The organism is Desulforhopalus singaporensis (assembly GCF_900104445.1).
GTDB lineage: Bacteria > Desulfobacterota > Desulfobulbia > Desulfobulbales > Desulfocapsaceae > Desulforhopalus_A > Desulforhopalus_A singaporensis.
This window is the reverse complement of the sequence record NZ_FNJI01000026.1, coordinates 44324-68864: the sequence shown is the minus strand read 5'-3', so window position 1 is coordinate 68864 and position 24541 is coordinate 44324. Positions and strand designations below refer to the sequence as shown.

24 protein-coding genes, 1 tRNA gene, 1 pseudogene and 1 CRISPR repeat array are annotated in these 24541 nt (G+C 50.1%); of the genes and pseudogenes, 2 read left to right on the top strand and 24 right to left on the bottom strand.

Annotated elements, in window-relative coordinates; all coding sequences use genetic code 11:
• Positions 1-6: 6 nt before the first annotated feature.
• A CRISPR array of direct repeats spans positions 7-401; the repeat unit is 29 nt; unit sequence CGGTTCATCCCCGCAGGTGCGGGGAACAT.
• A 69-nt stretch (positions 402-470) separates the two neighbouring features.
• From cas2e to BLQ17_RS23550, 11 genes are all read right to left on the bottom strand, one after another.
• Entirely contained in the window at positions 471-770 is a 300-nt protein-coding gene (cas2e, locus tag BLQ17_RS16245) for a type I-E CRISPR-associated endoribonuclease Cas2e (protein WP_092224741.1), read from the bottom strand.
• Positions 751-1674, bottom strand: a complete 924-nt coding sequence (gene cas1e / locus BLQ17_RS16240) for a type I-E CRISPR-associated endonuclease Cas1e (RefSeq protein WP_092224739.1) — start codon at positions 1672-1674, stop codon at positions 751-753. Before cas1e ends, cas2e begins: the two co-directional genes overlap by 20 nt.
• A 92-nt stretch (positions 1675-1766) precedes the next feature.
• Positions 1767-2447 (bottom strand): type I-E CRISPR-associated protein Cas5/CasD, encoded by a 681-nt coding sequence (gene cas5e, locus BLQ17_RS16235; protein WP_092224737.1) that lies wholly within the window; start codon positions 2445-2447, stop codon positions 1767-1769.
• Positions 2437-3738, bottom strand: a complete 1302-nt coding sequence (gene cas7e / locus BLQ17_RS16230) for a type I-E CRISPR-associated protein Cas7/Cse4/CasC (RefSeq protein WP_092224735.1) — start codon at positions 3736-3738, stop codon at positions 2437-2439. Before cas7e ends, cas5e begins: the two co-directional genes overlap by 11 nt.
• 39 nt (positions 3739-3777) lie before the next feature.
• Entirely contained in the window at positions 3778-4464 is a 687-nt protein-coding gene (gene cas6e, locus BLQ17_RS16225; protein WP_176761273.1) for a type I-E CRISPR-associated protein Cas6/Cse3/CasE, read from the bottom strand.
• Entirely contained in the window at positions 4461-4979 is a 519-nt protein-coding gene (casB, locus tag BLQ17_RS16220) for a type I-E CRISPR-associated protein Cse2/CasB (RefSeq protein WP_176761272.1), read from the bottom strand. The genes cas6e and casB overlap by 4 nt, the downstream gene beginning before the upstream one ends.
• A gap of 26 nt (positions 4980-5005) precedes the next feature.
• The gene (gene casA, locus BLQ17_RS16215) at positions 5006-6589 is read right to left on the bottom strand and encodes a type I-E CRISPR-associated protein Cse1/CasA (RefSeq protein ID WP_092224731.1); all 1584 of its coding nucleotides are present in this window, start codon (positions 6587-6589) and stop codon (positions 5006-5008) included.
• Positions 6586-9234, bottom strand: coding sequence for a CRISPR-associated helicase Cas3' (cas3, locus tag BLQ17_RS16210; RefSeq protein ID WP_143005530.1), 2649 nt, complete (start codon positions 9232-9234; stop codon positions 6586-6588). Before cas3 ends, casA begins: the two co-directional genes overlap by 4 nt.
• A gap of 28 nt (positions 9235-9262) precedes the next feature.
• Positions 9263-10243: a helix-turn-helix transcriptional regulator gene (locus BLQ17_RS16205; RefSeq protein ID WP_092224727.1), complete on the bottom strand. Its 981-nt coding sequence runs from the start codon at positions 10241-10243 to the stop codon at positions 9263-9265.
• Between the two features lie 1037 nt (positions 10244-11280).
• Entirely contained in the window at positions 11281-12051 is a 771-nt protein-coding gene (locus BLQ17_RS16200) for a helix-turn-helix domain-containing protein (RefSeq protein WP_092224725.1), read from the bottom strand.
• A 122-nt stretch (positions 12052-12173) separates the two neighbouring features.
• Positions 12174-12389: a helix-turn-helix transcriptional regulator gene (locus BLQ17_RS23550; protein ID WP_092224723.1), complete on the bottom strand. Its 216-nt coding sequence runs from the start codon at positions 12387-12389 to the stop codon at positions 12174-12176.
• Between the two features lie 239 nt (positions 12390-12628).
• Here BLQ17_RS23550 and BLQ17_RS16190 point away from each other — a divergent pair.
• A pseudogene (locus BLQ17_RS16190) lies at positions 12629-12838 on the top strand (transposase); the annotation flags it as partial.
• A gap of 10 nt (positions 12839-12848) precedes the next feature.
• Here BLQ17_RS16190 and BLQ17_RS16185 read toward each other — a convergent pair.
• Entirely contained in the window at positions 12849-14087 is a 1239-nt protein-coding gene (locus tag BLQ17_RS16185) for a tyrosine-type recombinase/integrase (protein ID WP_092224719.1), read from the bottom strand.
• A gap of 176 nt (positions 14088-14263) precedes the next feature.
• Positions 14264-14350: transfer RNA gene (locus BLQ17_RS16180), tRNA-Leu, on the bottom strand.
• Positions 14351-14576: 226 nt separating this feature from the next.
• On the opposite strand from BLQ17_RS16180, the gene BLQ17_RS16175 reads away from it, so the two are divergent.
• Complete coding sequence (locus tag BLQ17_RS16175) at positions 14577-14765, top strand: ferredoxin (RefSeq protein ID WP_092224717.1); 189 nt, start codon at positions 14577-14579, stop codon at positions 14763-14765.
• Between the two features lie 66 nt (positions 14766-14831).
• Here the strand turns inward: BLQ17_RS16175 and BLQ17_RS16170 are convergent, their stop codons facing one another.
• The 11 genes from BLQ17_RS16170 to argF all read right to left on the bottom strand — a co-directional run bounded on the left by BLQ17_RS16170 (position 14832) and on the right by argF (position 24455).
• Positions 14832-15506: a lytic transglycosylase domain-containing protein gene (locus tag BLQ17_RS16170; RefSeq protein ID WP_245695190.1), complete on the bottom strand. Its 675-nt coding sequence runs from the start codon at positions 15504-15506 to the stop codon at positions 14832-14834.
• A 9-nt stretch (positions 15507-15515) separates the two neighbouring features.
• The gene (gene fsa / locus BLQ17_RS16165; RefSeq protein ID WP_092224715.1) at positions 15516-16160 is read right to left on the bottom strand and encodes a fructose-6-phosphate aldolase; all 645 of its coding nucleotides are present in this window, start codon (positions 16158-16160) and stop codon (positions 15516-15518) included.
• 11 nt (positions 16161-16171) lie between these two features.
• On the bottom strand, positions 16172-16312 hold the full coding sequence (locus BLQ17_RS23730; RefSeq protein ID WP_407919127.1) for a YHS domain-containing protein: 141 nt from the start codon (positions 16310-16312) through the stop codon (positions 16172-16174).
• 122 nt (positions 16313-16434) lie between these two features.
• A complete protein-coding gene (gene folK, locus BLQ17_RS16155) occupies positions 16435-16983 on the bottom strand; it encodes a 2-amino-4-hydroxy-6-hydroxymethyldihydropteridine diphosphokinase (RefSeq protein ID WP_092224745.1) in 549 nt (182 codons plus the stop codon).
• 31 nt (positions 16984-17014) lie between these two features.
• Positions 17015-17824, bottom strand: a complete 810-nt coding sequence (gene dapB / locus BLQ17_RS16150) for a 4-hydroxy-tetrahydrodipicolinate reductase (RefSeq protein WP_092224710.1) — start codon at positions 17822-17824, stop codon at positions 17015-17017.
• 27 nt (positions 17825-17851) lie between these two features.
• Positions 17852-18733 carry a 4-hydroxy-tetrahydrodipicolinate synthase gene (gene dapA / locus BLQ17_RS16145; RefSeq protein ID WP_092224708.1) on the bottom strand — a complete coding sequence of 294 codons (882 nt, stop codon included), beginning with the start codon at positions 18731-18733 and terminating at the stop codon, positions 17852-17854.
• A gap of 44 nt (positions 18734-18777) precedes the next feature.
• Positions 18778-19617: a diaminopimelate epimerase gene (dapF, locus tag BLQ17_RS16140; protein ID WP_092224706.1), complete on the bottom strand. Its 840-nt coding sequence runs from the start codon at positions 19615-19617 to the stop codon at positions 18778-18780.
• Between the two features lie 148 nt (positions 19618-19765).
• Positions 19766-20827 (bottom strand): fibronectin type III domain-containing protein, encoded by a 1062-nt coding sequence (locus BLQ17_RS16135; protein WP_092224704.1) that lies wholly within the window; start codon positions 20825-20827, stop codon positions 19766-19768.
• Entirely contained in the window at positions 20827-22230 is a 1404-nt protein-coding gene (argH, locus tag BLQ17_RS16130) for an argininosuccinate lyase (protein ID WP_092224702.1), read from the bottom strand. Before argH ends, BLQ17_RS16135 begins: the two co-directional genes overlap by 1 nt.
• An 18-nt stretch (positions 22231-22248) precedes the next feature.
• Positions 22249-23454 carry an argininosuccinate synthase gene (locus BLQ17_RS16125; protein ID WP_092224701.1) on the bottom strand — a complete coding sequence of 402 codons (1206 nt, stop codon included), beginning with the start codon at positions 23452-23454 and terminating at the stop codon, positions 22249-22251.
• Positions 23455-23540: 86 nt separating this feature from the next.
• Complete coding sequence (gene argF / locus BLQ17_RS16120; protein WP_092224699.1) at positions 23541-24455, bottom strand: ornithine carbamoyltransferase; 915 nt, start codon at positions 24453-24455, stop codon at positions 23541-23543.
• Positions 24456-24541 lie beyond the last annotated feature (86 nt).

Genomic DNA, 24541 nt, shown 5'->3' with positions numbered 1-24541 from the left:
ACACCACGGTTCATCCCCGCAGGTGCGGGGAACATTAACGATTTTTTGATTGGATTATTAGTTGGTTCGGTTCATCCCCGCAGGTGCGGGGAACATTTATAAAGCTAAGCAAGTCAGAGCGGTGGTTACGGTTCATCCCCGCAGGTGCGGGGAACATATAAATTTTAAAGATCCAGAAAGAAGACGGGCCGGTTCATCCCCGCAGGTGCGGGGAACATGCAGTCAACCCTGGTCCTGTCCGGTAGCACCACGGTTCATCCCCGCAGGTGCGGGGAACATATAAATTTTAAAGATCCAGAAAGAAGACGGGCCGGTTCATCCCCGCAGGTGCGGGGAACATGCAGTCAACCCTGGTCCTGTCCGGTAGCACCACGGTTCATCCCCGCAGGTGCGGGGAACATACCAATTAGAATTGGCTGATTTCATAAAGAAAAATTTGTAATCCATGATTTACCATTTTAAAAGAAAATTTAGAAAGGAGATTTTAAAGGCTGTGGAAGAATAAATGAAACTAGCTTCAACCCATCCAATTCGCTCGGAATTCTTCTGTTATTCCCAACCGTTTCGAAGTCAAAACCACTTTCGCTGTTGGTTGACCAAGCAACTACTGCATTGCCATCTTCGATTCCATGGACGACCTGATTCCAGATCATCTCTCTGATGCGCCGTGATACCTTACCAACGTATACTCCAGCGCGTATTTCCAGTAGCCAGACAGCAAGTCTGCCACGAAGACGCGGGGGAGCGTTTTCAACCACGATGACCAACATCTCCAAGTCCTTCCTTATTAGGAATAGCTACAGAAACAGACTCTTGGGGTTTCCCAGGCAGCGAGATCCCACCAGCTGCCAGAATCTGCTCAATTGTTGGGATTATACGCTTGAGGAGTTTGTTTTGTCTGAAGCTGTCTCGACATGCCCTGCGTACATCTCTCTCCGGATGATACGTATTCCCTCCCGCTATACGAAATGCAATGGGCACAACAGTTTCAAATTTAAAAACATCTGCGATATCATACACAAACGACTGCGGCTTTCCTGTATGGATAAAACCAACCGCCGGGGCATAACCTGCAGCTAGGATTGCAGCTTCGCAAACGCCATAGAGACAGGCAGTCGCAGCAGAAAGGCAGCGGTTGGGGATGTCACCGCTGCCCCATTCGGTATGATCGTAATTGCGGTTGGACCAACGCACGTTGTACTGCTGAGCAAGAATTTTATACATGCTACGAACCCGTGCTCCCTCTATTCCTCGGAGCTGCTGTACACTTCGCTTCGCTGGAGGTGGTTCCTTGAAACGTAGCTCGTACATCTTTCGTACAACCTTGAGTCTCGTCGTATCGTCAAGAGCTAATCGGGCCTGGTAGAGCAAGCGATCGGCTCGCGCACCACCTGGCTGACCAGCCGAATAAAGTCGAACCCCACCTTCGCCTACCCAGGTGAGCAAGCACCCAACCCGCGTGGCAAGTACAACGGCAGCATGTGATACGCGTGTACCGGGTTCCAGCATCAGGCAACAGAGGCTTCCCACTGGAATGTGTGTACGAACGCCGTTTTTATCGACAACAACGAAGGCGCCATCAAGGACGTCCAGTCTACCGTACTCGACAAAGACTATCGATTTTCGGTCTTTTATCGGAATAGGTTTAAGAGGTGGAAGATTGGATGCTGACATTTTTTGCGCTCCCGTTTTCAGATAAACGGCTGTTGCCTGGAAAGATTTACAGAACAACAACCTGTCACGCCACCCTGCACTATCCCGGACCGTTATTTTAAAGTGGCATTTATGGTACGGATTCTTCGCGGGACAAACGTACGATCTCCCGAGGCAAAACTAAGTGCGTTGTCCAGCACGTAATCCTGCCCTCCCGCAAAATCATCCACCTCCTCCTGATGTGTATAAGACGCTAAAACGTTTTCCCCGATAAGCAGTGATAGCGCATCCCGTCGGTTTTCTCTCAGCCCCACCAGAACCGGTGTTGAAGGCACGCAGGCTTTACGCCCAAGCCAGACCCCCCTTTTGGGATTGGCTAGGGCTTGCTCTATTAATTTTAGCAATCCCTTCTTTCCCTCAAGAATGATACCAAAGGCTGCGTCGTTGAGATATGAGCGATGAGTCAGGACACAGTTCGGGTCCAAGTTACCTTTCGCTTTGAGGGTGTTCTGGACAGTATGGAAATCCATACACCTCCGTATGGGAAGTTCGGTCGTGCCTTTGATCGATCTGGGAAGATTGATAGACGTCATTTTTACCTTTGCAAAGACTCGCAAAAATTGGTGTTCCTCTTCACAGCCACGATCATAGCCCAACGCTGCACAACAGATCCCAGCCACCCCACTTTTTGTTGGCATAAGCCCGGTACCGCGACGGTTGAAATGGCTGTCAAAACCCCAGGACTGAAATGGGCCGCATAATCGAAGTACTAGAAAGCGCTTATCAGATGACATGTTCCACCATCCCGTCAATCAGTTCGCTGAATTTACAAGTTGTTATTTTGCCCAGATTGGAAATTACAGCATCGCTATGTCTGCGGTTCACGATTGATTTTGCAAAGAGAGCATCTATTCCCCAGACCTCCTGTAAATTAGCATATTCTTGGTTGAGTTTTTCAATCGACTGGCATGTAAAACCGTCCGATGACCTGCGAACAGGTTGCTCAAAGGCGTTGACAAGTTGGATGGGATGACCCGTCTCCCGAACTATACCCAGGACATAGTCCGGCATCGTGTTCGCATTCATCGAATTTTTCCTGGCGCTTGGTATGGCTTTGATCGTTGCCTCCAGGAATGTTCTGACCACCTGCTTTCTCACCTCGATGTCGCGTCTTAACGTTCCATCCTCCAATTTCGTATCACCGAGATGGGAGTCGCTTGCAAGTTCGTCCAGGTTTAAGGCGGCAAAGCGGTAATACGTTGCAGAATTAAACTCGAGTGTACTTGTCATTCCGGCTCCTGACTCATCCTTGGTCAAATCGTCAACGGCGGAAAAGAAATCGATTTCATTGTCCGCTTTATGTGTCGAAAGAACGTGTGCAAACATGGCAGCGCCATCAATTCGTAATGTCGGATCATTGGCCACCATCCTGCCAAAAAGGGCAATATCGGCGGCATCATTGAGTTTTACCGATTTAATAGCTGTAGCTATCGGCCCCTTTGCAAGTACTTTGGACATTGCTTTAATTGTTTTATCCTGCTGTTTGGATGCCTCTTTCAGTTCCTTATCCAAAACTTTTTTTTGGTCTTTGTCGTTGCAATTTTGAACACTTATGTCTAGTTCCTCATTAAGAGCAAGAAGCTTTTCCAGTTCCTCAATGTTTTCGCTTACGGCATCAGATTGATGAATAGCAAGAGCTACTGCATCATATTCCGCAGGAGAAAAAAACATCACGGTTTTAATCTTTTTGAATCCGGCTTCATCTTGTTTGGAATCTAGGGTTTCGACAATATCAGCAACACACTCAGCAAGTTTTAGGGCCGATCGCTTTGGAAAATTCAAAGCAACAAGCCGCTGCTGCATGGTATAGACCATCCGTCTGGTTCGTTCTCCCTTGAACAAATTGGTATCTTTGGCTGCATCAATTTCCTTGGCAAGCTCTCGGATAGCCCTTTTCCAGGACTGGCTGGATACCCTGGCTCTCTGGACGCCGCCAAAGATCGCAGTTTTGGGTGAATTGAGATCGTCACGGTTGAGACAGGCAACGGGGACAGATTGAATGATGTGTAGTTCCAGGTGCTTCATGGTAGTTTTACTCCTTGAGATATAGTGATATGCAAATATTTACAGTTGAATAGGCGCAAGCAAAAACAATCCGAACCCAAAACCCTTGGCGCTGCCGATTCCCATTCTGTAGGTCTCTGCGAAATATTTTTGGTCTGTCACTTCCAATGTTCCGCGAAACTGCACGCCACCGTGGTATGCTTTACATCCCTTCTTATTGAAATAGCTTTCCTTCATCGAACTGATTTCCAGAGGCCTGTCTTTGACAAGACGAAAACCTCCAGGGATATCCGCGCCGGTTTTACCGTCGCGGCAGCGAACCTCCCCTTTTCGGCAGAACCACGCTGCCAGCTCGTCCTGATTGACCAAAGGAACCCGTTTTCCCCGTTTGCGTTTTCCGTTTGCGTTACGAAGTGGTTGACCATCCTCGTCCCTTTGCACGATCGATTTTACGGCATTTACCCTAATATCAAACGCATAAAAACTATGGGCCAAAAAGGTATCGCTGATCGCTTTACAAGCAAAGCTTTCTACAGGACACCAAGTTGGGCGCTGTGGTTGCCGCCTAGACAAAACCCACAGACAAAACTGCCGGTCAAGCAAATCTATCCGTGTGAGGAAATCACGCTGCGTGTTAGCGTCGTTGGGAAAGCAGTCCCACAATTTCTGATGCCAGGAATAGCTATCACGGATTCTCTGAATATGGGCTGTTTCCGCGTCAACAACTATCTGTGCAAGCCAATTCATTGATCTCCTCCTTCCTGCTTTACTTCGACAGACCAATAGGTTGCGGCCCATTGTGTTTTAGTCCGTTCGCCCCAAAACCGCAGATCCTTGTGAAGGGCTTCATAATTGACAGGTGTGCCCAGTGATTTAGCCAAAAATGTCATACGCCTCACCCGATCCTGAATTTCACTGCGATCCGCGGCCAGAAGATGCTGGAAGCGACGCTCGGTGGGAGTGAGCGGAGTTCGTCCGGAAGAGGTTGAAGATTGGTGTTCCTGGTGTGAATCCCTGTCTTTAGATTTTTCGATACATTTACATGTTTCGCCAAAATTCCCGATGGTTAAAGAGTCACCATCTGGATGGGCCGCATAGAGACCGGCTACAAAGGCAGAGACTTCTTCTGTGATTGGAATCCCGACACGATACAACGCAGGCCATGCCCTATGTCGCTGGCTCGGAGTCAGGAAACACCTGAGATCGGCCATCATCCCGCGGTTGTCTTTGATTTTTCGGAGTCGTTCGATAAGGCTGCTCATCTGTTTTTCTCCTGATTGGTTTGGCATCAAACCTCGTTTGTTGCCTCTGATTTTATGAATAATTTCCTCCAGCCGTTTGCAAAGGCGCGCATCTTCCGAGGCGTCTCCTGTCCACAGGCTGTTCGATATGCGTCACGAGCAATTGTTCCCAGTGTTGCACGCCAGAGCTCACGCCTTGGCTGGGCATCATCGGTGTCGATAGCTTTAATGTAAGCCATAAGGAGTGGCAATTGCTTCTCAACACTTGTCCAGAAAAAACCTGTCGCCTGAGCGTGAAGTTTTTGTCGCAGTAGATGTTTTTTAGGTCCGGCGCTTTTAAGACGGCCTTCCCAGCCGCCATCTATTTCGGCACGATAGCTCTCGACTGCCCAGGCAAGGCGGCCCTGCCAAGTAGCAGCATGTTTAACTTCTGCCTCGTACGCTACCGTTCCTTCGGGAACACGAAGCTGAGCGGGTATGTGGAATACTGATTCGACCAAATCCACGATCTCGGCGGCCTTAGTCGGATTGGTGATCATCGCACAGACCACGATGTCACATGATTCAGCGTCCGGCGAGTTAAGCAGGCAGAGAGCACCGCAACCTGAGTCAGTGTTGTTTTTACGTTTTACAACAAGGCTATGGAGTTCCCGCCAGATCGCAATATCGGGTTTTGCAGACAATAAAATGCGTTCTTCTTTTTGATTACGAACCATTGTTGCAAAGGTGTCCGGGTGAAATGTGTTACCAGTATCCTGATATTTCGGGTAGGTGAAACCAGCCCCCAACAGGATACTTTGGCGGTTCTGGTGAATGCACAGTTGTCTTGTCTGTGGAACCAGTCTACCGAGATGGGTCCGAGTTGCATTGTCGATAGCAGCCTGGTCATCAGGTGATGTGATGGGCTGCTCCCAAAGTGGCTTGCCAAGCCAATCGGATGCGTCTTCGTAATGGTACGCCAGATCCTCAAATGAATTGAGGTTGAGAAATATCGTCTCTGCAAGATTTTGGCCTCGCAGAAAAGTATAGAGGATCGATTTCCCCGAGCAGGGGCCACCTTTCGGGTTGGGAGGATTTTCTATTTTCTGTTTTCCCCAGCACCTTGAGGAGGCTTTCCCACCTGCAACGAAGAAATTCTGGAAAACAAGAAGATTCAAGGCAATCTCTTCCGGTGTATACTCGGTCTCAAGACTTCCTCTTGCGGCACTGTCAAAAAGCGTCGAATTGTTTCCACTTGCTTTGGTAAATTTGAGTCTGCTCAGCGATATCCAATCTTTCTGCGGATCAGTTTTTGCCGCACTATCTTTTGTGAGCGGAACAAGCTTTGCAACCTGGAGCCAGGGTTTTTCCGGATGAAACAGTTCAAAAGAGTCCTGCCACTTTTTAAGGTAGATCCCTGCAGCTTCAGGCAAATCTGACGGAACGTCGCACCAGTCGTCATATGTTTTCGGTCCATCCAGGGCAGCATGGGCAACACAAAGGAAAAGACGCATCAGCGATATTCGTTCATGGGGTTGTACTGCTAGGTCACTGAACCGACTGCCTTCCGTCAACATATCATGCAGGCTAGCCAACTCACGGTCACCCGTGGCGTTGACTGTCGGTATCCATGGATCAAACGCTATGTTCATATTTTCTCCTTGGTATTAATTTTCTTGATCTCAAGACCATACTCGTCGGAATAAGTCAGAGCCACCTTAGCTTGTGCACCGACAACTGACACCCTACCTGCATTATCTACAATAGCGACATATTGACCCTTATAGAGATAGCCGCTGAGTGCGGTATTTGTTGAAATACCGGGGTCGATATAGTGCGCGGGGAGCCTCACAAGATTGCTTTGAACTGCCTTGGCTACGGAAAATTGAAAATCACCTGGCCTGATTTCGATCTCTGCCCCGTCTAAAAACGTAACAGTTGCTGCTAATAAGCTACGGCAAAGGACTATTGAAGTTGAAGGAATTTCGTTGAGACGGGTCTGGATATCCTCCCGATCATCAAGGAGCGGTTGCCAGATATTGCTGTTCATCATCGCCTGCATTCTCTTGGCGGAGTCCGTACCATACCACTCGTTGTACAATTGCTCCCAACCTTTCGGCTCATCTTCGCGTTCTTCATAGGTTTTTTCGATCAATTCCCTGATCTGATCAGGGATAGTTATGCCGGAGGTTTGCTCACTCCAGACTTCCAGAGAACGTAGCAATACAAATGGGGCATAAACCAAGGCTTTGTCACCCAGTTCCCGGATGATATCCATCGGGGTCCCTGTGCGCAGCTGCAAGAGAGTGCTGTCCTCCTTGATGATGCAAAGACAAGCGCTCTCGACCGGTCGTCTGTCGCGCATGTGCCGCCAGAGGCGACCCGTCCGCTGCAAAATCATGTCGGTGGGAGCAAGCTCGGAGATCATAAAGTCCGAATCGAGATCTACGCTTTGTTCGACAACCTGAGTGGAAACGAGTATTGCGCCGCATCTGGTCGCCTCACCTTTACCGAAACGTTTCATCCAAGTCTCTTCCAGCGTTTCCCGTCTCCAGTGTGGGAATTTTGAGTGCAGCAAACCTATGGGGAATTCACCGGACGCGAGTCTCTGGAGCTGGCGATAACAGCGTTGAGCCGAACCAACCGTATTGCAGATCCAAAGAACAGCACCTCCTTTGCGAGCGACCTCCACAGCTTCCTTCTGAGCCGTATGCTCAGATTCGAAGACAACCCGGACATAGCGCGATGGTGGCGGTGCCGACGTAAGCTGGGAGAGATGTGTCTCTTCTGACCGACCGGAAATGAGGGGATACGGTTGTTCGCTGGGGTTCGGTGTATCGTCGTCGCAACCAAGAAGCTGTGACCTTCTTTGGGCGGTGAGGGTTGCGGAAAGAATGAGCACCGTGCAACCAAGCTGCTCGAGGGTACTGATCAGTTTATCGATAAGCGAGCCGGTGTAAACGTCATATGAGTGGACCTCATCGATAATGACGACTTTACCGGCCAACGCGAAGTGACGAACAAAAAAATGTTTGGCGGCAACAACGCCAAGTAACGCCTGATCAATGGTTCCAACGCCGAATGGAGCCAGAAGAGCCCTTTTAGCTGAAGCAAACCAGTCAATGCCTGTCTGAGTCTGTGCTATGGTGTATGAGGTTGTACCGGGAACTGTAAGTTGAAAATCAATACTGTTTTGCATCAACCATGAATTGCCATGAATAAGCCGATTTTTGATAGGTTCTACGGCAATCCGCTCAAGAAAGCTGTTAACACGCAGATGTATCCTATTGCTGGTGGCCTGGGTTGGCAAAGCAAAATACATCCCATGGGCCTGCCCCTTTATCATCAGCTGATAAACGATACCAAGTGCTGCCTCGGTTTTCCCCATTCCCATCGGTGCCTCAATGACATAAACACCGGGACCGTTTATCATCTTCTTTGCCTTGACCTGCATTTCGTTGGGGGGAAAACCGAAAATCTCATAAAAGGAGAGATCTGGTTGCAGTCTGGGTGGGACAAAACCGATGGATTGTATCGCGTGAAGGGCTGTGGCCCTACTATCCTGCGGAGAGGATTCCGCAGAAAAAAAACGTTCATTGGAACCGATCCAGTCAGCAACGGTGGTTAAACCTGCCAGCCACCATATGATAGATGTGCTATAGGAGGACAGTTCGTTTCTTTCGGGCGAAAGAAAAAAATTCCAGGCATCTTCCGCGGCTTGCTGTCTCTCACCATCCCAATCAATGCCGCTATTGGACTCCCGGATTAAAGTATCCAGGCGTAATCCCCTGCTATCCGGACGATATTTCAACCTACCGTGGTGTGCACCGAGAACGGCGGCCAGATATTTGGCATGTTCTTTGGCGATGCCTTTGTTAATAAGAAACCCTTGGGTAACCGCATGAGAAACTTTGCCATGGTCTGTTTCCGCTCTTGTGTCCCAGCAACCATTCTGTGCTATCTTCATCAGCCCATGTCTCTTGAGCCAACCTTCACATTTTTGCTGAAAACCCGGTGAAATCTTACCCAGATCATGGAGTGCCGCCAAAGCGCCAATCTCAGCAGCTGAAAGCTTATAGCGTTCCAGCAGAGTAGGGGCTATTTCAGCAAGGCATTGTGCTACGCAACCCACATGGATCATATGTTCATAAACGGAGATTCCCTCTTCACCGTCAGCAGTTGTTTTGGCCCAGAAGTATGTCATAGTATCGTTATGCCCCGTGGCTAGGCTTGGTTGTATTGTGAGTTGGTAAAAGATTTTTTCTGTCGAATTGCTTCCTGTTCTCCTTTTTACCACCCTCCAGGCTCAAAAATTGATCCTACCCTCATTTTTCTTTATTTTTTTTATAGTGCTGCAACGCCAGCTCCAGCCGCTCCCGAACCGCACGCCGCAGCTGCCATGGTCCAGCGACCTGGACATCCGGCCCATAGCGGAGGATTTCCATCACCAGCTCCCGCTCATCACTGTAGGGAATCCGCAGTTCATAGCCGCCGTCAGGAAGCCACTGGGCTCGCTGGTCGGGATGCCACTGTTCTTCCGCAACCCAGCGAGCACTTTCCCTTGAAAAGACAAGCGCCGCCTCCTGCACCGGTCGTCCTGAAAAAATGCCAAATGAAGTATTGAAGTGTTCGCGCAGCTCCAGCTCATCGACCTCCAGGCAGCTACTTTCCTGCAGTACGACCTCGCTCATCCGCTCCAGCGCCAAGGTGCGCAGCGCTCGGCGAGTGTGGCAATAAACGGCCAAGTACCAGTTGCTACGGTAATATATCAATCGCTGCGGGGAGACTTTGCGAATACCCACCTCATCTCTGCCCCGGCTGTGGTAACGAAGTTTGAGATGTTTTCTTTCCAGCAGGGCACTTGCAGAGGCACGAAATGCGAGCGGACAACAGAGCCGAATGCCAACGCCGGTTAACTGGATGCGGCGACCCAACTCGCCGGTCTTAATTCCCCTATAATTGAGCCGTTTTTCAATGAGCTTGCGCAGCGGCATCAGCTCCAGCTTCAGCAGACCGGGGTCGAGCTGGTCGATCAGCTCGTTGATGGCGAGCAGGGAGTGGAGTTCGGACACGTTAAACCACAGCCCGGGAAACTGGAAGGCATCATCGTCGGTTTTGTCCAGCACATAGCCTTGGGCGTTAAAGTCATAGCGGACCGGCGCGCCCATCTCCCGCAACTTTTTGATATATCGTTTCAGAGTTGCGGGACTGTACTCCACCAAGTTCAACAGATCGTTTAAATTGATAGGATAGCGGCGGGTGTAAAAAATCTGCAACAACTCCTGAAGCCGATCGATCTGTGCCATGTTACCTTCTAAATGTAATGTAAGTTTTAAGGGGCCACAAATTTTTCTGTATGACGAATAGTAAAACCCATTTCGATAAACATCGTTAACACATTTATTCGATAGGTTCAACAACTATACCATATATAATCATATAGTTAAAACGTAAATATTTGTAGCTTATCCTTAAGTGATACAACGTATTAAAGGAAACAACTTTGTTCCATGGCAGGGTGACCGCAGGATCAAATCAGAATGTCGAATCAACAGAATAAACATATAGGGAATTAGCCTTACTGCTTTTTGAGCAGGGATAAGGTATCCTATAATTCTAGGCAAGCGGCCGTTCGTTCTAAAAACACACAACGCTTACACATTAATTACTTTACGGAAATTAGCAAAACAGGAGAGAGCCAATACCACTTTCCTGATCTCGTGATCAAGGCCAACCAGTTGCTGGACGCAACCGGCTCCATCCTGACTCTTGACGAGTTGCAGGCAATAAAAGAGAGTTTTTCATATTTTTGTGCTATCAAACTACCAAGACCTGTATCACTCCGATATGCTCAGGGAGTTTCCACCAGGAACAACGATGTCGCCCTGTAGCGAATGATCGTGGGCCAACTGACCCGATTTACCAGGAACATACGACTCAACGCCTGAGGGACAAGACGAGGCGTTACAATAACCAGCTGGGAAGTCTCTCCTCATTCAGTTGTCGTCCGCGCACTCTGCCATCTTGTACATAGGGATCACTCGAAACAGTTCAGGAAACCGTTGCGAATAATTACGCAGGACTACCAGGAAAGAAATGCGCTGTTACGGCTACTGGTCGCGGGTTAAGTTTATAACTAGTTGAGCTGTCCATCACAGCACTACCCCTGCTGATATCTTTTAAAAAAAAGGGCGACGCGGTCGAGAGATGGAAGATCTCGACCATGTATATTATTTATTTAAATCTTTATTCGTTAACCTTGTTACTATCTTGTTCCCCGGTAAAATTTTCATGACACAGACGCCTGTTAAACAATCCCCTTTCATCAGTTTTGGTATTATTTTCACGCCATGACCGGTAGTTTTTTCCCAAGTCGCGCATTTAGGTGTCGATACTTGTCCCTGGTTTTTTCATTGAGATAGTCCCTGTTGTAAATCGTGGTTGGCAGCAAAAATACTTTCCAGCCAACCAAGTCCTCATCAGAATAATTTTCAATAAGATGATTATCTCCAAGACTCCTGAGCGCATCATAAACAGACCTTTTACTGATACCCGCATATTCAGCCAAAATATCAAGCTCCGCTATACAAAAATCCCATTTTCTATCTTTGTAAACCGCATCAAAATCATGCAGGTCATAGCCCCCGGCATCTTCTTCGTAAAGGTAGATCTCACACACGACTGAGTCAAAATAACCGAAATAGCGCATAACAGGATAAAGAGCTTGAGCGGAAGGGATAAGGTGCAGCCAATTTCCACCCTCAAAGACACCGCGATAAAATGGAAAAGAGCGGCCTTGCACTTCTGGAGGTTTATCGATTTTGTATCTCTTGGACCGCCTGCCTCGTTTTGTTACATAATTTTGTATCTCGATTCCGGGAAAATCCTCAAGCCCCCTAATCCCCTGCCGGACAGTTTTATCGCTAAGACCGGACAGAATGGCGATAGCTTGTTCGCCGGGAAACGCTTCACCCTTTTCATTTCTATGAGAAGCAATCACAGGAAAAACTGATTTGGAAGCTTTTGATAAAATTGCCCAGTTTTTGTTTTCAATAAGTTTCTTGTCAAACCAGAAATGCCCCCGCCTATTCCATTCTTCTTTGAAATGATACATCTTCACATCCCCCAGAAATATTTCCAGGGCAGGTGATCTTTCTGGGAGATAAAGACCATCTTGACACAAATTCCCAAACCTGCGCCTGCCCAGAAAACCTATTGTTGATTTTCATGTCGTCTTTACTGGTTTTCATTGGAACACTTCGATCTGGGCAGATTATTGATCCAATCGTCGACCTCATCGGAACGCCAGGCAACACATCGACTTCCCAATTTTAAGGGTAACGGGAAAGATCCTTCTTTCATTAACTGATATATCTTAGATTTTTTACAACCGGTCTTTTGTTCGACTCCCCTTAATCTGAGTAATTCCAGGTTTAAAACACATGGGTCCATAGCGATCCTCCAAACAGCAACTATTTTTTTTTACTACAAAACAAACCTGCTTACAGGTTTTCATTTGTTTCCTTATAATTTTAATAGACGAATATTGACAAAACAAGGCAATGCAAAAAAATCAAAGAATATTCACAATTATAACATGTAGTTGCAGAACATTTTCCCTAAAAACCGGACCTTTGAAAAATAGAAAATTTCGGTAAAACCAGATAAAGTAAGATGAGAAAGAATCACCGATTAAAAAATCGAAATTCACCGAGGGCCAGATATGCTTCACCCTACGACGGGCAGATACCAGGACCTGGGTGGGAGAAGTCTGTCGGAAGATGGGTATTTCGGTAGCCACGTTTTACAACTGGAAGAAAAAATACAGCGGCCTTGGAGTATCGGAACTGCGACGATTGAAGCAGCTTGTAGAGGAAAATCGACAGCTTAAGCGCGTTATGCCCAAATGGATTATCTGGTTGGCGTATAGTTTTCAGACCAACTCTGATTAACCTTAAAATTATCTAACATATCAGCCCACCACTGCATAAGTTCTCGGCGTTGTTCTAAATATTCACTTCGGTGATAGGCCGCCCGTACCCGATTGCGCTCCTGGTGGGCCAAAGCTTTCTCTACCACATCACCGTCGAACCCTTCTTCGTTTGCCATTGTCGAAAATACGGACCGGAAACCATGAACGGTTGCCCTGCTGTGGTAACCAAGCCGATACATGCAATAGAGCATGGTGTTTTCACTGAGTGGTTTTCTATTGTTTTTTATCCCTGGGAAAATCAATCCTTCCGGCCCCGTGGAATGTGCTTGCATAGCTTCCAAAATGGTCATTGCCTGTCGCGACAGAGGCACGACATGAGGGGTTCCCATCTTCATCCGCGCTGCAGGAATGCGCCAATCCTTGGTATCAAAATTTATTTCGCTCCACACCGCAAAACGCACCTCACCGGATCGAGCAGCAGTTAGAATAGTGAACATCAAAGCGGCCTTGGTGATGATATGTTCGTCTGATTTTTTCAATCTCTGTAAAAATTCCGGCAACTCATCTCTTTGTAATGCCGCGCGGTGTACAACCTTCCTGGTTTTCAGCGCACCCCGCATCTCTGCTGCAGGGTTGTACATTGCCTTACCGGTCTGGACAGAATATCTACACACCGCACTTATCCGCTGAAGGACCTTGGAAGCTATTTCAAAAGCTCCTCGCTTCTCTATCCGCCGGATAACTTTTAAAATCTCTGGCGGCGTTAATTGATCTACTCTTATATCACCGATAAGAGGAAAGGCATCTCTTTTCAAAGTAGCAAGGACTGCGGCTGCGTGGTCATGACTCCACCTCTCTGCCTGCTGGTCAATCCATTCTAGGGCGACAGCCCGAAAGGTATTTTTAGATTTCTCCTGCTCCTCATCTTCGGCTTTTCGCGCTTCCAAAGCCCTATTCTTTTTCTCGGCGGTAGGGTTTAACCCTTCAGAAAGGATCGACCTTGCCTTTTGGTGAGCTTCCCTTGCATCTGCAAGTGACATTGCGGGATATTTACCAAGGACCAGGGTAGTTGCTTTTCCGTTAAAACGATAGCGATACCGCCAAGAAATAACCCCAGAGGTTGAGATATGAGCCGACAGGCCTCCACCATCGGCAACAGTGTAAGGCTTTTGGCGAGGTTTCAGGCTTCTGACCTGGACTGCTGTAAGCTTTGACATTTTGTGACCTCCACTGCTGTGTGTATTCGGTTCTTAAATGACATATACACAATTATAGTCACAATAGTCACAGGATGTCAATGGACGTTAAGGAACTACAGTGGAAACAAAAAAACCGCAATCCTTTTCAGGTTGCGGGTTTCGAGGACTTTTACGGAAGTCCTTGGAAAAGAAAATGGTGCCGGAGGTCGGAATCGAACCGACACGGAGTTGCCCCCGCTGGATTTTGAGTCCAGTGCGTCTACCAGTTTCACCACTCCGGCGTAGCGTTGATATATACTCTACTAATCCTTTTATAGTCAAGGGAAAACAATATGTAACGAGTTGTTTTGGTAACAGCTAGGTTGCGGGAAAAACCGCGTCTGGCAGTGATTTGCAGCTTTACTAACGCAGGGGAAAAGGCGTATCATAAGGCGAAAGAGATTATCCTCAGGATAATTTACAGGAAAGCTATTTTCCCGTGCGACGGGAAACATAAGGGAGCGAATCATGGCAGAAATCATCATTGATCACGACGAATGCATCGGTTGCGAAGCTTGTGTGGAAACTTGTCCCGCGGTTTTTGAATTTAATGACGAAGAGGAAAAAGCATATGTCATTGAAGGTTCCGACCCGGATGAGGATTGCGTAGACGAGGCGATAGCATCGTGCCCGGCAGAATGCATCGAAAAAGTGTAACAACTGCGGAAAGAGCCCAGCGCATACCTGTTTGCGCCCAAAACCTTCCAGGCACTGGCACAACGGTTACTTCCAGCTCTGTTTATAGAATTTGTAGCGCCGCAGAACTTTCTTGATGTACTGTCTCGTCTCGCCGTTTCGGGGGATACCGCCCACCTTTCGGATAAGCCCAGGACCGGCGTTATAGGCGGCAAGAGATAGGATGATGTTACCGTTGAAATTATTAAGCATCTTCCTGAAATACCGGGTTCCTCCGTCTATATTTTCCAGGGGATTGAAAGGGTCGCGCACGCGCAGTTCGCGGGCGGTATAAGGCATCAGCTGCATCAGCCCCTGGGCGCCTTTTTTCGATACGGCCCGGGAGTTAAAATTTGACTCGGTATGGATAATTGCCTTGATCAAGGGCGGATCGACCCCGTAGCGCTGGCCGATCTTCTGAATTTCCCGGTCAAGTTGCGCTCCGTTTATCGTTCGCGCTGCGTTGGCCCAACTCCTGTCCGCTCTCGATTTTTTATCCAGAGAGTAAGGACGGCATGTGGGGCTGTTGCGAACGTTGGTAAAACTTACCGCGCCACTTTGATCCTGGCAGATATATATTTCAGCCTCCGCTTCGCAGCAGCAACCTATCATTGCAGCGGTAAGCAGCAGAGCAAACGGCAGGCGACTGACGGCATGGCCAGAAAAACAACCTTTGCCATGCCGTAATCCGGTATATGATTTGACCAGCTGCAGGACATTCATAGTCGGTTTTTACCGTGTCCTCTTCTCCCAATCGGCGAGAAACTGTTCCATACCTTTGTCAGTCAAGGGATGCTTGGCCAGCTGGTTGATCACCTTGAACGGGATAGTTGCGATATCGGCCCCTACCAGGGCAGAGTCGACAACATGCTGCGGGCTGCGGATAGAGGCCACGATGATTTCGCTCTGATACCCGTAGTTATCGTAGATGGTCACGATATCGCTGATGAGATCAAGCCCGGGGGTTCCAATATCGTCGAGACGACCGACGAACGGGCTGACGAAACTGGCTCCGGCTTTTGCTGCCAGAAGCGCCTGCGCCGAGGAAAACACCAGGGTAACATTGGTCTTGATGCCTTCTGCGGAGAGCATCTTTACAGCCTTCAACCCTTCTACGATCATCGGGATCTTGATGACTATGTTATCGGCTATCTTGGCAAGCTCCCGTGCTTCCGCGACCATCCCGTCGGCCTCAAGGCTTACCACCTCGGCGCTGACCGGACCATCGACAACCTTGCAGATGTCGCTGATAATCTCTTCAAACGGCTTATCTTCCTTGGCCACAAGCGACGGGTTGGTGGTCACTCCGTCGACCATGCCCATCGCCACACCTTTCTTGATCTCGTCAAGATTGGCAGTATCAATAAAAAATTTCACGGCTGCTCTCCTTACTGTTTTCTGAATTCCCTGCAGCACTTTTTGCTGCAAAAATAATATTTCCTTCCATTTTCTTCATGGGTTATTGCCTGTTGTCTGGGAACAAGCTTTTTACAGACCGGGTCCTCTTCCAGGATATCATCTGAAGGCATCGGCCCGACAGGCCCGGATGAATCCTTCTTAAATCCGGACACAATCAGTCGATATCCAACATAGATGAGAATAGCAAGGATTAAAATTCGCAGAGGACTCAAATCACTACTCCGATACTCGTTTAACTAAGAATCTCAAGATGCGCCGGCTCCCAGCTGTCGCAGATGATCTCCTGGGGCTTTCCCCCGGAAACTTCCATGGCGTGTTCCAGCGCCGCCTGCATTTCCCCGACACTTTTACCGGTTGCATAGTCGACCAGCTCACTATCCAGTTCACGCAGGGGAACCAACACAAAAAGCCGCTCACCAATCCGGGGATGGGGCAGGATCAACTCCGGGACATCCATGATCACATTGCCGTAATAGAGCAGATCGAGATCCAGGCTCCGGTCCTGGTACCCGAAGCTGCCGCTCTTTCTGATCCTGCCAAAACGGGCCTCGGTCTCAAGAAGCACCTCAAGCAGTTCAAGCGGCTCAAGATCGGTATGCAGCCGGCCCACGGCGTTTGTAAACCAGTGTTGGCTCTTCATCCCCACCGGGGCGCTGAGATACGGACTCGACAGCCCGTCCAGAGTTATGCGTTCACATTCACCCAGCGTCGCCCACGCCTCTGTCAGGATACGTTTGCTGTCCCCCAGGTTCGACCCAAGAGCAATATATACGCGTGTCATACCGACAAATCCCCAATCTTTGCAGCCTTTGTTACAGGTCATTGAGTCCAAGCACGTCGAACATGGAATAGATGCCATTGTCCTTGTCTGCGACCCACGCAGCAGCGGTTGCTGCTCCCTTGGCAAAATGGTCCCTGCTGTGTGCCCTGTGACTGAGTTCGATACGCTCCCCCGGTCCGGCGAAATAGACGGTATGCTCGCCGACAATATCAGCCGCCCGGATAGTCTGGATTCCGATCTCGTTTGGTTTTCTCTCGCCGATGATCCCTGACCGTTCAAGAACAGCAACTTCAGCCAGATTCCGGCCAACTCCCTCGGCCGCCATCTCTCCAAGCTTTAGCGCGGTTCCTGACGGAGCGTCCTTTTTCTTGTTGTGGTGCGCCTCGATGATTTCGATATCGTAGTCATCGCCTAGTATGGCAGCGGTCTTTTTCACCAGCTGAAACAGCACATTGACGCACACAGACATATTGGGAGCCTGGACACAGGGGAAATTTGCCGCGAGCTCTTTGAGTTCAGCAAGATTTTCCGCGGTAAGGCCGGTGGTGCCGATCACCATCGCCTTGTTGTGTTTAGCCGCAATACGGGCAAACTCCATGGTCGCCTGGTGGAAAGTGAAATCGATAATGACGTCTCCCTGCTCAATAACCGACTCCAGTCCCTCTTTTATAATAACTCCGTTTTTCCTTCCCAGGGCAAGTTCCCCGGCATCCCTGCCGATTTCCGGATGGCCCGCCGCCTCGAAAGCCGCACCATACTGCAACCCGGAATGGGACTCGACCATATGGGCAATGCGCTGGCCCATCCTGCCCGCAGCCCCGGCAATAATAACCTTAACCATTGTCACCCCCTCTCACGAGATAGCCGCTTACAGCAGCCCCAGCTTTACCATGCCCTCTTTTAGTTTTTCAACAGCCCCATCGGCCATCGGCGCAATGGGAAGACGGGTAGAACCGTCCTGAATCCTGCCCATCAGCTCAAGGGCCTTTTTCGCCGGACCAGGGCTCGGTGTACTGAACATCAATTTCATCATGTCATACATCTTGTAATGCAACTCACGTGCTCCGGGAATATCACCGGCCAGCGCGCGCTCCATCATCTGCGCCATCCCCAGGGGATAGACATTTGAAATAACCGATATCACGCCCTTTCCGCCAATCATAACCGAGGGCATCGAGGTAAAATCGTCACCGGAGAGAACGATGAAGTCGTCAGGGCAGTTGGCGATCACTTCGGAAAACTGCGCCAGGCTGCCAGTCGCTTCCTTGATGCCGATAATGTTGTCAAGTTGAGCCAGGCGGCCCACAGTCACCGGGTCTATACTGACCACGGTCCTTCCGGGAACGTTGTAGAGGAACATCGGGATGTCGACTTTTTCCGCTATCGTTTTAAAATGGAGGTACATCCCCTCCTGGTCCGGCTTATTGTAATACGGAACCACCGACAGCACAGCGTCCGCTCCGCTCTCTTTCGCGCTCTCGGTAAGCTCCAGTGCTTCCAGAGTGTTGTTGGCGCCGGTTCCCGCTATAACCGGAATCCTGCCCGCAACTGTCTTGACGGTGAGATCAATAACCCGTTTGTGTTCGTCGAAATTGGTCGTTGCGGATTCCCCGGTGGTACCGCAGGGTATGATTCCGTGGGTTCCGTTCTCAATCTGAAATTCAATAAGATCGACCAACCCCTGCTCGTCGAGCTTGCCGTCGATGAACGGGGTCACAATCGCAACGAGCGCGCCGTGAAACTTTTCCATTATTCCTCCTGATCTATTTTTAAGGCTACACAACTACACGGGATTCAGAGTAGCGCTTCGCCGGTCAGTTCCCCTGTATATATTAATTTTGCCGGCCCCTGGAGGAAAACATTATCCGCCACCGGCCCATCCTGCAAATCAAATAAAATCGTCAGGCGCTCGCCCCCTGAAGTAATCACCTCTATCGGCGAGTCCATATCTTTCTGCATGGCACTGATCAACGCCGCCGCCACCGCTCCGGTACCGCAGGCCATGGTCTCGTCTTCCACTCCGCGCTCATAGGTGCGAACTTTCAGCAGTCCCTTGTCGAGTACCTGCACAAAGTTGGCATTGGTGCCCTTGGGCTCAAACAGCTGATGGAAACGAACTTTTCTCCCCCATTTCTTCACGGGTACATTATCCTCGGAGACAAAGATCACCGCCTGTGGCACTCCGGTGTTGACATAGGTCACGGGATACTCGACATCGTCAAGGCTTATGGACAATCCCACCCTGAAGTCAAAAGGCTGGGGCATCTTTACCCTGACCGCCTGGTCGCCGTTGCAGATTTCCATTTCAACGACCCCGGCGATGGTTTCAAGTTTCATCTTTTTCCCGGCAATACCGTGACTGTGAGCAAACTTTGCCGCACAGCGGGAGCCGTTGCCGCACATCTCCGCAACCGAACCGTCGGCGTTGTAGAAATCCCACCCAATATCGGCCTTGTCGGAGTTCTTCAGCAGAATCAAACCGTCGGCACCAACAGAAAACTTCCGTTGACAAACCTTTTTCGCCAGTTCCGGATGCTGCTCCAGCGGAATCAGGCCTTCCCTATTATCGATAATTACAAAATCATTTCCTGTACCACTCATTTTCTCAAATGCAATGGGAAAATCAAGTACCATCACGTAACTCCTTCTGTCATAGTCAATGCTGAATTTGTGGTGCACCCGCCTGCAAACACTGCCGCAGACCTAATGACAATGCCCTCCAACCGCATCCATCACGGTTAGAGGGCACCTGCGGCCACGACTGTAATGGATTATCCTTCAGCTAGTCTCTGATTTTCGCTTCTTTCGATTTTTTACTCTCATTCGGCGGAACTGCGGAGTCCACCGCTGTTACTGCATAATAGTATCTTGTATCGGCGATGGCTGTCCTGTCAACATAAAGGGTAAACCCTGGCTTGACTTTGCCCACAAGAACGAAATTGTCCTCGCCCACGGCACGCCGGTAGACGCGGTAGCCGCCAAGATCCGGTGCACTGCTCCGATCCCAGAATACCTTGATCCCCACACCGGTGGCAACGGCGTTGACCCCGGACGGGGCAGCGGGCGGAGTCAGGTCGACTGGAATAACCGCAATCGGCGCACTTTTGCCGCCGTTGATCAGCTCGCCTTTGTATACCATAAGGGACTGGATCGAATAAAAATATTTCTGTCCGTTTTTTACCCGCTTGTCGATGAATGAATGGGAATCGGTGGGGGCACCGATTTTCTCCAGATTTTTGCCGCCGACACTCCGAAAAACCTGATATTTGACGGGATACTGTAATGCACTTCCGTCATTGAGGGAAGTCACCGGGTCCCAGTTGAGAACAATTTCCTGGTCGCCGCCCACACCTTTTACCCCGGCAGGACCTGCGGCCGGACGAAACCAGGTGAAGGTGACGATATTGGAATCCGCACTGGAGGCAAACCAGCTGTTCTTGGTGTTCACCTTGAAAAAGTATTTATATCCGGGCTTCAGCATCGAAGAGACGTAACGCGCTTTTCTGCGCTCCTTGCCGTCAAAGGTTGCGCCGCCGCTGACTTCGATGGGCGGGCCGAAGGGAATCGGACAATCCTCGCAGTACTCAGCCAAGGGAATCTCCGCACGGTACAGATCGAAGACGGAGACCTCCTCAAGCGCTGTTCCCCTTATGGTTTCAACGGGAAAAGACCAGTTGAGCTCCACCCCTTCATCGTCAAGACTATAAACAAGATCGCTTATCGGTTCAGGCACCACAGTCTGCGGAGGCACCGGATCATCTTTGTAGCCGCAACCGCCGCTGACGAGAAGTGCGCTGCACACCAGCAAAATCCCTGCGATCTGTACCATGTTTCTTATGCTCATTACCCAATCCCCACTTGTTTCTCCGCTACGGTTACCGCTTCCTCAACTCTCTTAAAACCGGTTCCGCCTATTGAGTTACGGCTGTTTACGGAACCTTCGACACTAAGCACTGCAAATACATCGGACTCGATTTCTCCCGAGAACTGCTTCAGCTCCTCAAGGCTCAGGTCGGCCAGCTCTTTGCTGTTGTCAAGACAATAGGCCACTGCCCTGCCGACAATACCGTGCGCTTCCCTGAAAGGCACGTTTTTCATCACCAGGTAGTCGGCAAGATCGGTTGCGGTCATGCAGCCGGACTCGGTGGCCTTTGCCAATACCTCGGTGTTAAAGCTCAGGTTTCCAAGAAGCTCCGCCATGATTGCAAGAGATGCGGAAACCGTGTCGACTGCATCGAAAACCGGTTCCTTGTCTTCCTGCATATCCCTGTTGTAGGTCAGCGGCAATCCCTTCATCAGCGTGATAAGACTCATCAGGCTACCGACCACCCGGCCGCTCTTGCCCCTGATCAGTTCGGGAATATCGGGGTTTTTCTTCTGCGGCATGATCGAGGAGCCGGTACAGAACTTATCGGAGATGTTGACGAAATTAAATTCCTCGGTGGACCAGAGCACCAGCTCTTCTGACAGCCTGGAGAGATGGAGCTGGATCAGCGTACAGCAGCTGGCGAACTCAATCGCATAATCACGGTCTCCAGAAGTGTCTATTGAATTTGCCGTGACCCCGGAAAAACCAAGGGCAGCCGACGTTCTCATCCTGTCAACGGGCAGGCCGGTGCCGGCCATCGCCGCGCATCCCAGCGGCGACAGGTTGAGCCGTTTTCGGCAATCGATTATCCGGTCGCGGTCGCGGCTGAACATCTCGTAATATGCGAGCATATGGTGGGAAATCTGGACCGGCTGCGCCCGCTGCATATGGGTATAGCCCGGCATCACCCGGCCGATATATTTTCGCGACAGTACCACAAACGCCCTGCGAATATCGTCCAGCAGTCCGACCAGGGCATCGCACTGGTCCCGTAGATAGAGCTTGAAGTCCACCGCCACCTGATCGTTTCGCGAACGTCCGCTGTGCAGTTTAGCCCCCGCCGGCCCGATCCTGTCGATCAGGGCTTTCTCGATATTCATATGAATATCTTCCAGTTCCGGCTTAAACACAAAGCTGCCGCTTTCGATCTCGTTTTCTATCTCGGTCAGACCGGTGACGATCGCCGTCAACTCATCCTGGGTCAACACGCCGTTTGCGGCAAGGGCCTCCGCATGGGCCTTGCTGCCAGCTATATCGTATTTGTACAGCCGTGAATCGTAATCGATCGATGAACTGAAAGCTTCTACCGAGGCGGCAGTGGCTTCGCTGAACCTTCCTCCCCACAACTTCTTGGAACCGCCGTTTTGCTGATTGGCCATTTTGATTCAGTCCTCTTGCTATTTGGAGTAGCGGCCCTGCAGACCGTTAATTTTCAAACGCAGGCCGTTGAGCCTGATAAACCCGGTTGCATCCCCCTGATCGTAGACCTCGTCTTCCTCAAAGGTTGCAAAACTTTCCTGATACAGTGAAAAATCGGATTTTCTGCCAAGAGAGATGCAGTTGCCTTTATAGAGCTTCAGCCGCACCGTGCCGTTGACCGTCTTCTGGGTCTGGTCCATGGTGGACTGGAGCAGTTCCCGCTCCGGGGAGAACCAGAATCCGTTATAGATCAGCTCGCTGTAACGGGGAACAAGCGAATCGCGAATTTTCATGACTTCACGGTCAAGAGTGATCGATTCCAGGTCACGATGGGCAATGCGCAAAACAGTGCCTCCCGGGGTCTCATACACTCCCCGCGACTTCATACCGACATACCTGTTTTCCACCAGGTCAAGCCTGCCTATGCCGTTTTCTCCCGCCAGTTTGTTCAGCATGGTAAAAAGGGCGAGCGGCTCCATTTTGTCACCGTTGATCGCCACCGGATTACCGGCGACAAAGTCGATTTCAATAACGGTCGGGACATCGGGAGCCTTTTCCGGAGAAACGGTGAACTTGAACATATCCTCGTCCGGCTGGTTCCAGGTATCTTCAAGAATACCGCCCTCGTAGCTGATATGAAGCAGATTCTCATCACAGCTGTACGGGTTTTTCTTGGTTACCGGAACCGGTATATTGTTCGCCTTGGCAAACTCGACCAGCTTCTGCCTGGATGTCAGGTTCCAGGTTCTCCAGGGAGCGATGATTTTCAGCTGAGGAGCGAGCCCGATATATCCCAGTTCAAATCGCACCTGGTCGTTACCCTTGCCTGTTGCGCCGTGGCTCACCGCGTCGGCGCCCTCCTGCTCGGCGATCCTTACCTGCTCCTTGGCAATGAGCGGCCTGGCAAGAGAAGTCCCCAGCAGATACGAGCCTTCATAGATGGCATTGGCACGGAAAGCCGGAAAGATATAGTCTTCCACAAACTCTTTTTTCAGATCCGAGATGATCACCTTCTCGGCCCCGGTGGCCATTCCCTTGGCTGTTACCGCCTCCCAGTCTTCTTTCTGGCCGATATCGGCGGAATAGGCAATTACCGGGCACTGGTATTCCTGCTCAAGCCATTTCAAAATTACCGAAGTATCAAGCCCGCCCGAATAGGCGAGCACTATCTTGTTAACACTCATCGTATATCCTCAAGCTATGTTATCCTGTTATCAGGAGTTCTTTTTACACTGAACCTGCGTCCCGCAGCACCTGGCCGCCGGAACCGTTACCCGGCGAGAAAACTCTCCAGGATCGCCTTGTGCATATGCATTTTATTTTCCGCCTGATCAAAAGCTACACACCTGGCGGACTCGAGCACCTCGTCGGTAATCTCCTCATCACGGTGCGCCGGCAAACAGTGCAGGACAATAGAGTCCTTGGGGGCCTTGGCGAGCAGTTCGCTGTTCAGCTGATAGCCGGCGAAAACCCGTAGCCGCTCCTCCTCCTCGCCCTCCATCCCCATCGACGCCCATACGTCGACGTTGATAACATCTGCCTTTGCCACCACCTGGGCCGGATCTCTCACCACCGTGATCGGCTTGACGGCCCGCTCTCGGCTTGCAGCCAGGACTTGCGGGTCGGGATCATACCCCTCGGGGCAGGCCAGGGTGAGTTCGAACCCCATGATTGACGCCGCGTGGATCCATGAATTGGCCATATTGTTGCCATCTCCCACCCAGGTAATCTGCAGCTCCTCGATGGCACCTTTCTCCTCGACGACGGTCATCATGTCGGAGAGGACCTGACAGGGGTGATGCAGATCGGTCAGGGCATTGATCACCGGTATCGTCGCGTAATCGGCAAGCTCATCAACCACCGCCTGGCCGAATGTTCTGACAACCATTCCGTCTACATACCTCGACATTACCCGGGACATATCCTTCAAAGGTTCAGACCTTGCCAGCTGGGTATCGTTTGCCGAAAGAAAGATCACCTGCCCCCCGAGCCCGTACATTGCCGACTCAAAGGAGACGCGGGTCCTGGTTGAAGGTTTTTCGAAAATAAGGCCGATAGTTTTTCCCGTCAGCTGGGTATGACGCTTCCCTTGCTTCTGTTCTTTTTTTAACTCGATTGCCCTGTCGATCAAACCGACAAGCTCTTTTTTGGTAAAGTTTTCTAACGATCGCAAATGTTTAGCCACTCTATTCACCTCAAAACCTGATGACACGGCGCCCCCCGGGACGCTCCCGTCGGTTACATTTCTCCCACCACGATTTTTCTATGTAT

Coding starts and splice junctions, on each gene's coding strand:
- dapF (WP_092224706.1), bottom strand. CDS start 19,617: ATGGTACTTGATTTTCCCATTGCATTTGAGAAAATGAGTGGTACAGGA.
- casA (WP_092224731.1), bottom strand. CDS start 6,589: ATGAACATAGCGTTTGATCCATGGATACCGACAGTCAACGCCACGGGT.
- BLQ17_RS23550 (WP_092224723.1), bottom strand. CDS start 12,389: ATGGACCCATGTGTTTTAAACCTGGAATTACTCAGATTAAGGGGAGTC.
- BLQ17_RS16170 (WP_245695190.1), bottom strand. CDS start 15,506: ATGAATGTCCTGCAGCTGGTCAAATCATATACCGGATTACGGCATGGC.
- argH (WP_092224702.1), bottom strand. CDS start 22,230: ATGGCCAATCAGCAAAACGGCGGTTCCAAGAAGTTGTGGGGAGGAAGG.
- cas1e (WP_092224739.1), bottom strand. CDS start 1,674: ATGTCAGCATCCAATCTTCCACCTCTTAAACCTATTCCGATAAAAGAC.
- dapA (WP_092224708.1), bottom strand. CDS start 18,733: ATGGAAAAGTTTCACGGCGCGCTCGTTGCGATTGTGACCCCGTTCATC.
- folK (WP_092224745.1), bottom strand. CDS start 16,983: ATGACACGCGTATATATTGCTCTTGGGTCGAACCTGGGGGACAGCAAA.
- BLQ17_RS16185 (WP_092224719.1), bottom strand. CDS start 14,087: ATGTCAAAGCTTACAGCAGTCCAGGTCAGAAGCCTGAAACCTCGCCAA.
- cas2e (WP_092224741.1), bottom strand. CDS start 770: ATGTTGGTCATCGTGGTTGAAAACGCTCCCCCGCGTCTTCGTGGCAGA.
- BLQ17_RS16175 (WP_092224717.1), top strand. CDS start 14,577: ATGGCAGAAATCATCATTGATCACGACGAATGCATCGGTTGCGAAGCT.
- BLQ17_RS16135 (WP_092224704.1), bottom strand. CDS start 20,827: ATGAGCATAAGAAACATGGTACAGATCGCAGGGATTTTGCTGGTGTGC.
- cas7e (WP_092224735.1), bottom strand. CDS start 3,738: ATGAAGCACCTGGAACTACACATCATTCAATCTGTCCCCGTTGCCTGT.
- cas6e (WP_176761273.1), bottom strand. CDS start 4,464: ATGAATTGGCTTGCACAGATAGTTGTTGACGCGGAAACAGCCCATATT.
- casB (WP_176761272.1), bottom strand. CDS start 4,979: ATGAGCAGCCTTATCGAACGACTCCGAAAAATCAAAGACAACCGCGGG.
- cas5e (WP_092224737.1), bottom strand. CDS start 2,447: ATGTCATCTGATAAGCGCTTTCTAGTACTTCGATTATGCGGCCCATTT.
- BLQ17_RS16125 (WP_092224701.1), bottom strand. CDS start 23,454: ATGAGTGTTAACAAGATAGTGCTCGCCTATTCGGGCGGGCTTGATACT.
- BLQ17_RS16205 (WP_092224727.1), bottom strand. CDS start 10,243: ATGGCACAGATCGATCGGCTTCAGGAGTTGTTGCAGATTTTTTACACC.
- dapB (WP_092224710.1), bottom strand. CDS start 17,824: ATGGTTAAGGTTATTATTGCCGGGGCTGCGGGCAGGATGGGCCAGCGC.
- BLQ17_RS23730 (WP_407919127.1), bottom strand. CDS start 16,312: ATGCCTTCAGATGATATCCTGGAAGAGGACCCGGTCTGTAAAAAGCTT.
- BLQ17_RS16200 (WP_092224725.1), bottom strand. CDS start 12,051: ATGTATCATTTCAAAGAAGAATGGAATAGGCGGGGGCATTTCTGGTTT.